This is a genomic window from Oleiphilus sp. HI0066, from assembly GCF_001635725.1.
Genome location: NZ_LWFH01000224.1, coordinates 36,183 through 47,757 on the forward strand (window position 1 = coordinate 36,183; position 11,575 = coordinate 47,757).

Annotated in this window: 11 protein-coding genes; 9 read left to right on the forward strand and 2 right to left on the reverse strand. The window is 45.7% G+C overall.

Going from position 1 to position 11,575, the window contains the following annotated elements:
• Nucleotides 1–179: 179 nt before the first annotated feature.
• The 9 genes from metG (at nt 180) to A3738_RS03595 (ending at nt 9,690) form a co-directional block, all read left to right on the forward strand.
• Nucleotides 180–2,213, forward strand: a complete 2,034-nt coding sequence (metG, locus tag A3738_RS03555; RefSeq protein WP_068482867.1) for a methionine--tRNA ligase — start codon at nt 180–182, stop codon at nt 2,211–2,213.
• A gap of 21 nt (nt 2,214–2,234) precedes the next feature.
• Entirely contained in the window at nt 2,235–2,816 is a 582-nt protein-coding gene (gene rsxA / locus A3738_RS03560; RefSeq protein WP_068476022.1) for an electron transport complex subunit RsxA, read from the forward strand.
• The gene (rsxB, locus tag A3738_RS03565; RefSeq protein ID WP_068482863.1) at nt 2,816–3,385 is read left to right on the forward strand and encodes an electron transport complex subunit RsxB; all 570 of its coding nucleotides are present in this window, start codon (nt 2,816–2,818) and stop codon (nt 3,383–3,385) included. The genes rsxA and rsxB overlap by 1 nt, the downstream gene beginning before the upstream one ends.
• Entirely contained in the window at nt 3,385–5,637 is a 2,253-nt protein-coding gene (gene rsxC / locus A3738_RS03570) for an electron transport complex subunit RsxC (protein ID WP_068482859.1), read from the forward strand. The genes rsxB and rsxC overlap by 1 nt, the downstream gene beginning before the upstream one ends.
• Entirely contained in the window at nt 5,638–6,681 is a 1,044-nt protein-coding gene (gene rsxD, locus A3738_RS03575; protein ID WP_068482856.1) for an electron transport complex subunit RsxD, read from the forward strand.
• Between the two features lie 5 nt (nt 6,682–6,686).
• The gene (gene rsxG / locus A3738_RS03580; RefSeq protein WP_082878604.1) at nt 6,687–7,352 is read left to right on the forward strand and encodes an electron transport complex subunit RsxG; all 666 of its coding nucleotides are present in this window, start codon (nt 6,687–6,689) and stop codon (nt 7,350–7,352) included.
• Nucleotides 7,353–7,375: 23 nt separating this feature from the next.
• Nucleotides 7,376–8,089, forward strand: a complete 714-nt coding sequence (locus tag A3738_RS03585) for an electron transport complex subunit E (protein ID WP_068482853.1) — start codon at nt 7,376–7,378, stop codon at nt 8,087–8,089.
• 73 nt (nt 8,090–8,162) lie between these two features.
• Complete coding sequence (locus A3738_RS03590; protein WP_068503191.1) at nt 8,163–9,350, forward strand: hypothetical protein; 1,188 nt, start codon at nt 8,163–8,165, stop codon at nt 9,348–9,350.
• Nucleotides 9,351–9,486: 136 nt separating this feature from the next.
• Nucleotides 9,487–9,690, forward strand: a complete 204-nt coding sequence (locus A3738_RS03595) for a hypothetical protein (RefSeq protein ID WP_068482850.1) — start codon at nt 9,487–9,489, stop codon at nt 9,688–9,690.
• Here A3738_RS03595 and A3738_RS03600 read toward each other — a convergent pair.
• Both A3738_RS03600 and hemB read right to left on the reverse strand, forming a co-directional pair.
• Nucleotides 9,687–10,466, reverse strand: a complete 780-nt coding sequence (locus tag A3738_RS03600; protein ID WP_197469163.1) for a DUF4344 domain-containing metallopeptidase — start codon at nt 10,464–10,466, stop codon at nt 9,687–9,689. The genes A3738_RS03595 and A3738_RS03600 overlap by 4 nt on opposite strands.
• 13 nt (nt 10,467–10,479) lie before the next feature.
• On the reverse strand, nt 10,480–11,487 hold the full coding sequence (hemB, locus tag A3738_RS03605) for a porphobilinogen synthase (RefSeq protein WP_197472560.1): 1,008 nt from the start codon (nt 11,485–11,487) through the stop codon (nt 10,480–10,482).
• Nucleotides 11,488–11,575 lie beyond the last annotated feature (88 nt).

Sequence of the window (11,575 nt, forward strand, 5' to 3'; positions counted from 1 at the left end):
CTAAATCGAGGCAGATAAAAAAAATTCAAGCTTATAAAGCGAATCTAAGCATATAAGCGTAAGAAAGATGAAAAGTATCGCTTAGATCGGTATGATAGCGCCGCATTTTTCTGTGCTAGGCTCATGCAGCTTAGCAGTGCGATCACAACCTCCTTTTGAATGTTTGAGAGACTTATTCAGTGCGTAAAATTCTTGTTACTAGTGCTCTACCCTATGCGAACGGCCCGATTCACTTAGGCCATTTACTTGAGTATATTCAAACGGATATTTGGGTACGTTTTCAAAAGAGCCGCGGAGAACAATGTACTTATGTGTGTGCCGATGATGCGCATGGCACTGCCATCATGTTACGCGCCGAAAAAGAAGGCATTACACCAGAACAACTAATTGATCGCATCAACCAAGAGCACCAGCGCGACTTTGCTGGATTTTCAGTCGGTTTTGATAACTACTATTCAACGCATTCACCTGAAAACCAAACGCTCGCAGAATCAATCTACACCGCACTAGACAAAAACGGAAAGATCGCCCGTCGTAGCATTACGCAAGCATACGACCCTGAAAAAGAACTGTTCCTAGCAGACCGTTTTGTTAAAGGAACCTGCCCGAAATGTGGCGCTGAAGATCAATATGGTGATAACTGCGAGAACTGCAGTGCAACCTATTCACCAATGGAGTTGATCAACCCTGTTTCTGTAATTTCTGGTGCTACACCAATTGAAAAAGACTCTGAACACTTCTTTTTCAAACTTCCTGAATTCCAAGACTTTTTAAGCGAATGGACACGCAGTGGCACGCTGCAAGATCAAATCGCAAATAAGCTTTCTGAATGGTTAGATGCCGGACTTCAAGAGTGGGATATCTCGCGTGATGCGCCATATTTCGGTTTTGAAATTCCGGAGCAACCAGGCAAGTACTTCTACGTTTGGCTAGATGCTCCGATCGGTTACATGGCGAGTTTCAAAAATCTCTGTGATCGTCGTGACGATCTGGATTTTGACGAATATTGGAAGAAAGACTCAATCACAGAGCTATACCACTTTATTGGTAAAGACATTATCAACTTCCATGCTTTGTTCTGGCCAGCAATGCTGAGCTGCGCTGACTATAGAACGCCTACTGCCGTTCATGCGCACGGTTTTGTCACTGTTAACGGCAAAAAAATGTCGAAATCTCGTGGGACATTTATTAAAGCAAGCACCTATCTTGAACATCTAGATCCAGAGTACTTACGTTATTACTTCGCGGCAAAATTAACGTCGAATGTCGATGATCTCGACTTAAACCTCGAAGATTTTGCTCAGCGAGTTAATTCGGATTTGGTTGGCAAGGTCGTCAATATTGCGAGCCGTTGCGCAGGATTTATCACTAAAAAGTTCGATGGACAATTGGCTGCTCAAGCAAACAACGAGCTGCTGCAGCAATTCATCGAAGCCGGTGATCAAATCGCTGATTTCTATGAAGGCCGAGAGTTTGGTAAAGCCGTACGTAAAATTATGGAGCTTGCAGATATCGCAAACCAATATATCGATGAACAGGCACCATGGGTTGTTGCAAAAGATCCTGAGCAGAGCGAGCTTCTGCACGAAATCTGCTCCAACGGCATCAACATGTTCCGCCAGTTAATGACGTATCTTGGCCCAATTTTGCCTGTCATGCGTGAAAAATCAGAGGCCTTTCTTAATACAGAATTATCGTGGGATGCACGAGAAACTCTCCTGACAGCGCATGCTATTACGAAGTTCAAGCCACTTATGACACGTGTCGAAATGCCTAAAATCGATTCTATGCTTGAGGCTTCAAAAGAAGCGGCAGCTGCCGAAGCGCAATTAGGTAAGAAATACGATGCGCCGGCCAAACAAGAAAATAATGCCGAGCCGATTGCAGACGAAATTGAGTTTGATGACTTCGCCAAAGTTGATTTACGCGTAGCCCTTATCAAAAACGCTGAACACGTTGATGGTGCGAAAAAACTACTCAAGCTAACGCTTGATTTAGGCTTCACCGAAAAACAAGTGTTCTCAGGTATCAAGTCTGCCTATGCGCCTGAAGATCTCGTTGGTAAGCATACGGTGATGGTTGCCAACCTCAAACCAAGAAAAATGAAGTTCGGTATGTCTGAAGGTATGGTTCTAGCAGCTGGCCCTGGTGGCAAAGACATTTGGCTTCTTGAACCTCATGAAGGCGCTCAGCCTGGCATGCGAATTATGTAAGACGCCTGAGAAGTAAGCAGCATGACGGAATATCTACTCATATTAGTGAGCACAATTTTGGTCAACAACTTTGTGCTCGTGCAGTTCCTCGGTTTATGCCCATTCATGGGTGTATCGAATAAGCTTGAAACGGCAATGGGGATGTCCTTTGCGACAACCTTCGTGCTTACTTTGTCTTCAGTGTGTGCGTATCTCGTATACACCTATCTACTAGAACCTTTCGATCTTGCGTATTTGCAGACGATCTCTTTCATTCTAGTTATTGCAGTTGTCGTGCAATTCACAGAACTCGTTGTACGCAAAACAAGCCCTTTGTTGTACCGCGTACTGGGTATTTTCCTTCCGTTGATCACAACAAACTGCGCAGTACTTGGCGTTGCTTTACTCAACATCAAAAAGCAAAACGGATTTGTCGAATCCATTCTGTATGGCTTCGGCGCAGCGATTGGTTTTTCTCTCGTTATGATATTGTTTTCGGCGATGCGAGAACGTCTTGCGTTCGCTGATATTCCGAATGCATTTAAAGGCTCAGCTATCGGAATGATCACCGCTGGTCTTATGTCATTAGCATTTATGGGCTTTACCGGATTGGTGGCGTTCTAATGTCCATTGCAGTAACCGCAATTATCGTTTTATTAAGCTTAGCCGTAGTCTTTGGTGCGATTTTAGGATTTGCAGCGATACGTTTTCGTGTAGAAGGCAACCCTATCGTTGATCAAATTGATGATCTACTACCCCAAACTCAATGTGGACAATGTGGTCACCCAGGATGCCGCCCATATGCTGAAGCCATCTCAAATGGTGAAGACATTAATAAGTGTCCGCCTGGTGGTGAAGCAACGATCCAAGCTCTTGCAGATCTTTTAGATGTCGAGCCTTTACCACTCGATGCAGAGCATGGTGAAGAAAAAGCGAAGCAAGTCGCCGTCATTCGCGAAGACGAATGCATTGGCTGTACCAAATGCATTCAGGCGTGTCCGGTCGATGCGATATTAGGCGCAGCCAAGCACATGCATACGGTCATCGCATCAGAATGCACAGGCTGTGATCTGTGTATTGAGCCTTGCCCAGTCGACTGTATCGACATGGTTGAAGTAGACAATGGCATTGCAGGTTGGCACTGGTCAGCACCGCAGTCGTCGATCATAACGACAGATAAAGGTGCAGCATAATGGCAAAGCTTCGTATTGCGCATAATAATTCACGCACACTGCATGATTTTCACGGCGGTATACACCCTGAAGAAAACAAGACACAAAGTACCCAACTAGGTATACAAAAAGCGAGTCTACCTTCGACACTCATCGTTCCGCTTCAACAACACGTAGGGAAGTCCGCAAAGGTCCTTGTGAACGCTGGCGACCGAGTTCTGAAAGGCCAATTAATTGCAGACGCAGATGGTGTAATCAGCGCCTGTGTGCACGCACCAAGCTCTGGTGTGGTTCGAGAAATAAGCGATCAAGCCATTGCACACCCATCAGGATTAAGCGCTCCATGTGTTGTCATTGATACCGACGGCGAAGATCAATGGTGCGAACTAGAAGCACATGAAGATTATCTAAATCTTGAGCGCGAAAAAGTCCTTAAGTGTATTCGTCGTGCGGGCGTTGCTGGCATGGGCGGAGCTGGCTTTCCAAGTGAAGTAAAACTCCACCCAGCAAACCAAAAGAAACTCAAGACACTGGTCATTAATGGTGTGGAGTGCGAGCCGTATATCACCTCCGATGACATGTTAATGCGCACCTATGCCGACGAAATGCTACGCGGCATAGAGATCATGGCGCGCCTACTTGAGCCGCAACATATCGTATTAGCGATCGAAGACAACAAGGCTGAAGCTTATACCGCAATTCAAGAAGCACTTGCCGAACATCAAGGCCATACTAGTGCCAGCCAATACACGATTGAACTTGCAGTCATCCCCACTAAATACCCATCTGGTGGTGAAAAACAGCTTATCTATATTCTGACAGGTGAAGAAGTGCCTAGCGGCGGCATCCCTGCCGATATCGGCGTCGTATGCCAAAATGTCGCAACGGCTCGTGCAGTGTATCGCGCAGTTCGCTACGGAGAGCCATTGATCTCGCGCATCACAACGCTCACCGGTGATCAGTTCAAAAAATCATGCAATGTTGAATCGCTTATCGGTACACCGATGTCGCACTTGCTCCAGGAATTTCAGTTTCAAGATAGTCGCGATGCGCGCTTAATCATTGGCGGTCCAATGATGGGTTACACCATCGAACAGCTCGATACGCCGGTCGTTAAAACAACAAACTGTATTCTTGCGCCGTCTGCCAAAGAGTTGCCATTTGAAGATCAAGCTCAAGCCTGCATCCGTTGTGGCCTTTGTACAGAAGCCTGCCCAGCAGAGTTATTGCCTCAGCAACTATATTGGTTCTCTCGTTCTGCCGAGTATGAAAAAGCTGAACAGCACAATCTATTTGATTGCATCGAATGTGGCGCCTGTGCCTATGTTTGTCCTAGTTCCATTCCACTCGTTCAGCACTACCGACACGCAAAAGGTGAGATAAAAGCAAAACGCCTGGACACAGACAAATCAGAAAAAGCCCGTATTCGTTTTGAAGCACGCCAAGAACGTTTAGAACGTGAAGCGCAAGAAAAAGAAGCGAAACGAAAAGCACGCGCAGAAGCAGCAGCGAAATTACAAGCCGAGAAAAAAGCAGCGGCAGCCAATGCCGAATCTGTTGATCCAAAAAAAGCCGCTATTGAAGCAGCATTAGCGCGCAAAAACGCGAGCAAAGCAGAAACCGTTTCGGCACAAGTCTCCGTTGAAGAATTACAAGGCAACTTAGACAAAGCCCAAAGCAAGCTCGATAAGATGATCGATGCACTCGAAGATGCCAAGGCCAATGCACCGGATAATGTTGCCAAACTGCAGCGCGCGGTCGAGAAAAATCAACTACGCGTGAATCAGGCGAAACAAGCACTAGAAAAAGCGCAAACCGTTAGCGCGCCAACACCACAAGCGGTCTCAGAAGTGTCCCTTGAAACGCTGCAAAGCAATGTCGATAAAGCGCAGGCGAAACTCGATAAGATGATCGATACGCTCGAAGATGCAAAAGCTAACGCACCCGAGAATGTCGAAAAATTCCAACGCGCCGTTGATAAAAATAAAGCTCGCGTAGAACAAGCGAAGCAAGCATTGAACGATGCACAAGCGGCCTCATCAGAGAATAAACCAGAGCCGAAAACTGAAACAGTCCCTGTTGAGGTATTAGAAGCTAATCTAGAAAAAGCGCAGGCCAAACTCGATAAGATGATCGATACGCTCGAAGACGCAAAAGCTAATGCTCCCGAGAACATCGAAAAATTCCAACGCGCCGTTGATAAAAACAAAGTGCGTGTAAAAGCCGCGCAAGACGCACTAGCACAAGCGAAGAGCCAAGAGGTTGAAAATTAAATGGGACTACTTACTCGAAGCTCACCACATACTAAACAAAATCAAAGCACCTCTAGCATCATGCGCTGGGTTATCCTGTTATGTATTCCGGGCTTGATCGCGCAAACTTACTTTTTCGGCTGGGGCAACCTACATAATGTGCTCCTTTGCAGTATTACCGCAGTGCTCAGCGAAGCTGCTATTTTAGCCTTACGCAAACGTCGTATCGGTTTTTACTTAAGTGATTACAGTGCCTTGCTGACAGGGGTGCTGCTAGGAATAGCGCTACCACCATTAGCGCCATGGTGGATAAGCGTGATTGCCGCAAGTTTCTCAATTATCTTTGTGAAGCAACTCTATGGCGGTCTGGGCTACAACCCGTTCAACCCGGCTATGGCTGGCTATGCGCTCGTGCTCATCTCCTTCCCTCTTGCTATGACGAGCAACTGGGCAAGCCCGACCACACTTCAAGAAAATTTCCCTAGCGTCCAACAAACGCTCGCTAGCATTTGGGAAATAGAGAATGCTCCCGACGGATACTCTGGCGCGACACCCTTAGACGTATATAAGCATGAGGTGAAAGCGAGCACTTATGAAGCGATTACCAGCCAAGACATCTTTGGTTCGGGAATCGTTCTTGGTTGGGAATGGGTAAATGTAGCCTTCTTACTTGGCGGTCTTGGTCTTCTGGCACTAAGAATCATACCTTGGCAGACACCTGCAGGCGTATTACTCGGCTTAGCACTTCCAGCAATTTTATTTTCGTCTAACCCCGACCAAGCCGTGCCATTAAGTATTCACTTACTTGCGGGTGCGACGATGTTTGGTGCTTTCTTTATCGCAACGGACCCAGTCTCTTCATCAACAACACCACGCGGTCGTTTTATTTTTGGTCTAGGTGTTGGCTTATTTACCTACATTATTCGAACCTGGGGCTCTTACCCTGATGCAATTGCTTTCGCTGTGCTACTGATGAACTTTGCAGCCCCCCTAATCGATGTCTATACGCAACCGCGAACCTTTGGCCATAACAAAGCAAAACGCGGCCCTAAGGCGAAGGTATAAGAATTATGAGCGATATGGATCAAAACGATCAGCCAAACAAAACGCCAAGTACTTTTCAGTCAGCAGTGCGTGCTGCGATTGGTCTCGGCTTATTCGCTATATTAACGGCTGGCTTAGTCGCACTTGTACAAACCAATACGAGTGAACGAATCGCTGAACAAGAAAAGAAAGCTCGTCTAGCGGCCTTATACGCCCTTGTTCCTGAATCTCTGCGTAGCAATGACCTTCTCGCTGATAGCTATTTACTAAGCTATCAAGGCGTCGAACGAGAAGTATTCCTTGCAAAGAAAGATTCGCGTACGACAAGCTTAATTTTCCCATGGACTGCGCCCGATGGTTACACCGCTCCGATTGAGTTACTTATTGCTGTAGGTATTGACGGAGAGTTAATCGGCGTCAGAGTGCTTACTCACAAAGAAACACCAGGGCTTGGCGATAAAATTGAATTGAGCAAGTCAGATTGGATTCTAAGTTTTAACGAAAAGTCTCTATCAAACACAGATACCGAAGCATGGAATGTTAAAAAGGATGGTGGCGAATTCGATCAACTCACCGGCGCGACCATCACTCCACGTGCCATTGTTTCGGCGGTATACGACGCTCTAACTTTTTTCGAGACACACCAAGATCAGCTTTTATCTCAAGCACCAAAATCTAAGCTGAGTCTTTAAAGCCATATTAGGCAGGAATAACGATGTCGAATTTAACTGAAATCAAAACCCTAAGTAAGAATGGTCTCTGGTCTAATAATCCAGCAATCGTTCAATTACTCGGTTTGTGCCCGCTGTTAGCCGTAACAGGAACCGTCGTCAATGCGATTGGTCTTGGCTTAGCAACGATGCTGGTATTGTTGATGTCGAATATCGCGGTGTCTTTGATTCGGAACTATGTGAACGACTCTATTCGCCTTCCTGCTTTCGTAATGATTATTGCTTCGCTCGTAACTTGCGCGGAGCTACTCATGCAAGCCTTTACCTATGAGTTGTACCAGATTCTAGGCATTTTCATTCCGTTAATCGTAACTAACTGTGCGATTTTAGGACGTGCCGACGCCTATGCTAGTAAGAACAATCCACTTTTCGCCGCAGTTGATGGCTTTATGATGGGCTTAGGATTTCTCATCGTGTTGGTTCTTTTGGGCGCGGCACGCGAAGTGATTGGCCAAGGAACATTATTTAGCAACATGCACCTCATTTTCGGTGACATGGCGCATGCTTGGGAGATTACACTTGTCGATGATTACAGTAACTTCCTGTTTGCGATATTGCCTCCGGGAGCCTTCGTCGGCATGGGTCTAATCATCGCCCTGAAAAACTGGATAGACACAGAAGTTGAGCGCCGAAAAGTGTCCAATACAGAGCAAATAAAGGGCTCAAAACGCGTTCGAGTAACAGGAAATATTTCCTAAATTTCTATTTTGAGCATTCCCAAAATCTTGTACTAGACTTGCTTCCACATTAAGTCAGTAGAGATGTTTTTTGATGGGTGCACAAAAAGTCGTGTTTTTTCACGCTGCAGGACGCGATAGCTCGAGCTACGGCGAGTTAAATGAACTCGAAGGATCACTGCATCTCACACTTCCTACCGACACAGCATCATTAAGCTCAAATGACGATGTTGTGAAAGGCATTGCGCATCATCCGCACGCCATTCTTTTCGATATCGTCGAAAACGTTGACTACCACGCTCTCATTGACCATCTAGAGCAGAGCTTCCCCGAAAACACCCCAACAATGCTGGGCTTTATCGATGATTCACTAGAGCAGAAGCCCTGTAACATGTTAACCACCTTGCCTTTGGATAGTTATATCGGACACAACTGGGAAAAAAAGCGGGTGGAAAATAAGCTTCAGTCGTTTGTGAAGCTAAAAAAACATAACCAAGAACTTCAAGATCAATTAAAAACAAGCACTGATACTGCATTAACAGCAATGCGGGCAGCATCAGAAATTGGCTTACTAATGCAATTAGTCGAATGGTTGCAAGAATCGAGCAGCATCGATGATGTGGCAAACGCTCTGTTCCGACTATGCAACAGCATGGAGTTGTCGACCTATACCCTAATTCTCGACAACAACGAACGACATTATTACCCAGAGGGCGCTGTTCACGAGGCCGCTAAAAAGATTCTTGATGAAGCGATTACAACGGACATTCGTGTTCTTTCAAAGAATCGCATTTTAGTTTTCAAACTCGAATATCTTGTTATGGTTGTGACAAATGCTCCTTGGGAAGATCAAGAAAAGTACGGTCGATTACGCGACATTCTGTTGCAAGGCTCAGCTCTGGCTGAAGCAAAAGCCCGAACCATCGCCGTCAATAACTTGATTAATAGTCAGCATGACCAAGTGAATTCAATTATGGATTTAATCAAATCGGTCTCGGCAGAAACTCAGATGTATGCGCGCGATATTATGAAGAATCTATCGGACGAGTTACACATCGCCGCGATGACTTTAGATCTCACAGAAGAACAAGAAGCGAAGCTGCTGCAACTCTCAAGTGAAGCCTTTGATTCAATGGAAGTGCTCTATCAAAATAGCGATGCCTTAGAATTGCACTTTCATAGTCTAATCAGCTCGATCACAGCGGTAGAAGCATTAACAAAAAATGTCGTCACAAAATCTGAACCAGAACCACCAAGTGACGACGACGTAGAACTCTTCTAGGCTCTTTTTAACATTGTTTACAGCATTCGCTGACAACCATGTCACGTTCATCTCATTACACGCTTGCCGTGCTTTACCCCTGTTTGTAGGATAGCGCTCTCGAAAGCTAACTTATTTATAAGGGAATGTTTCTTCGATGAAGAAGTTGATCATCACCAGTCTTGTGGCCATGACTGTTTTGTTTAGTGGCTGCTCATCATTTCAAAAAGAGCGCGATCTTGAATTGTATCTAGTCGGTGCTGCACTCACTTATGCGGCGGGCAAACACATTTGTCGAACAAGTAACCACGATGAAAAGTGTGGTCTTGGCGCAGCTGCAGCTTTCGTTATCTGGTATTAAGAACCACTTTCTTGTGAAGCGCGAGGTTGAGCCAGCCAGCGCTTCAAAAGCGATTTATCTTGCAGATAAGGCTCTAGCGCTTTCGACCAAAAGTTCATTCCTGCTTCATATTGTCCTTGGCATAAGCCATCACTACTCGCCACGCGAATACCTTGAGCATCATAAGCTTGCATAATGCAAAGCACTTGGCTTAATCGGTACTCATCCGCCGCAAACTCATTTTTGAATCGCTGCGCCTCAATTGATGCGACAGCACGATCAATTAGCAAAAACTCTTCTGCAGCATCTAGTAAATAGTCTTGGCCGACACGTTCATCGTTGAGCAAAATGATGGTTGCCAAGGCATCAACTCGCTCGGCCTCCCAGCCGGTAATGCGCAATGACTGCTCAACTGAAATCGCACGAATTAGCTCCACTAAAAAATAGAACTGTAAGGTTGTATTAAAAATAGTGTTCTGTACTTCTGGCTGATGTGGAAAGCGCGCTTGTAGATCATCATTCACGCGATAGAGATTAGATAGGGGCAGATAAACACGACGCTCACTTTGCTCATAATAGGCATAGGGGCGCGCCGACACTTCTATCCTAATAGGCTCGTCTAACGACAATTGCTTAGTGACAAAAGACTCTATTGGTAAAGAGAAGTCGTCAAAAATACGCTCGTTTAGGCGGCTATAATCTAAAGCGTATGCAGGCTCGCTCCACGAGATTAATGCATTCTCATCAGCCAAAACTGGTTTGGCAAAAAGCAATACAAACAGAAGAGTGAGCCGCATAAACATCATCATGCTAACCGTTTAATAATCTAGCAGCGTCTTTTGCAAAGTACGTCAGAATGGCATCGGCACCAGCACGTTTGATACACAATAAAGATTCCAAAATCATTTTGTCGCGATCTAACCATCCGTTTTCAAATGCTGCCATATGCATCGCATATTCGCCGCTCACCTGATACACAAAAGTCGGCACACGCAACTCAGTTTTAACGGCTTGTACCACGTCTAAATACGGCATGCCTGGCTTAACCATCACCATATCGGCTCCTTCTTCCAGATCTAAGGCCACTTCATGAATCGCTTCTTGCAAGTTAGCAGGATCCATTTGATAGGACTTTTTATCCGCTTTACCAAGATTTGCTGCTGAGCCAACCGCGTCTCGGAAGGGTCCATAATAGGCCGATGCATATTTCGCCGAGTAAGCCAAAATAGAAGTATTTACATGACCCGCTTCTTCTAATGCTTCACGCACAGCAGAAATACGACCATCCATCATGTCCGACGGCGCTACAATGTCCGCACCAGCTTCTGCATGAGATAAAGCTTGTTTCACTAATGCTTCGACCGTTTGATCATTTAGCACATAGCCATCCTCGTCTATCAAACCGTCTTGGCCATGGCTAGTAAAAGGATCTAAAGCAACGTCGGTAATGACCGCAAGTTCTGGAGTGGCATTTTTCAAAGCACGGACAGCCCGTTGGGCTAAGCCATCAGCATTCCATGCTTCTTTTGCACAATCAGACTTTGCCGATGGAGGCGTCACTGGGAACAACGCGACAGCTGGTATGCCTAAAGCAACTAGCTCTTTGGCTTCTTCGACCAGAAAATCGATACTGACACGCTCAACACCTGGCATGGATGGTACAGCCTCGCGCTGTTGTTCTCCTTCAATCACAAACATCGGATAGATCAGATCAGAAGCTTGCAAAGTATTCTCTGCAACTAAACGTCGGGTTGAATCTTGAGCACGCAAACGACGCATACGAGTATTAGGAAACTGTCGTGATAGCGAAAAAGCCAAAAGTAACTCCAAAAACTAGGTAATCGGTGATAGGGCTATGCCTATTGAACTAAGCTGATTATAGTAAGTCTTATCTCGCTGAGCATCC

What these genes read in the sequence shown, in the direction of transcription:
- A3738_RS03600 (WP_197469163.1), bottom strand. Translation starts at nt 10,466, where the DNA reads ATGCGGCTCACTCTTCTGTTTGTATTGCTTTTTGCCAAACCAGTTTTG.
- rsxC (WP_068482859.1), top strand. Translation starts at nt 3,385, where the DNA reads ATGGCAAAGCTTCGTATTGCGCATAATAATTCACGCACACTGCATGAT.
- A3738_RS03595 (WP_068482850.1), top strand. Translation starts at nt 9,487, where the DNA reads ATGAAGAAGTTGATCATCACCAGTCTTGTGGCCATGACTGTTTTGTTT.
- rsxB (WP_068482863.1), top strand. Translation starts at nt 2,816, where the DNA reads ATGTCCATTGCAGTAACCGCAATTATCGTTTTATTAAGCTTAGCCGTA.
- rsxG (WP_082878604.1), top strand. Translation starts at nt 6,687, where the DNA reads ATGAGCGATATGGATCAAAACGATCAGCCAAACAAAACGCCAAGTACT.
- A3738_RS03590 (WP_068503191.1), top strand. Translation starts at nt 8,163, where the DNA reads ATGGGTGCACAAAAAGTCGTGTTTTTTCACGCTGCAGGACGCGATAGC.
- rsxA (WP_068476022.1), top strand. Translation starts at nt 2,235, where the DNA reads ATGACGGAATATCTACTCATATTAGTGAGCACAATTTTGGTCAACAAC.
- A3738_RS03585 (WP_068482853.1), top strand. Translation starts at nt 7,376, where the DNA reads ATGTCGAATTTAACTGAAATCAAAACCCTAAGTAAGAATGGTCTCTGG.
- rsxD (WP_068482856.1), top strand. Translation starts at nt 5,638, where the DNA reads ATGGGACTACTTACTCGAAGCTCACCACATACTAAACAAAATCAAAGC.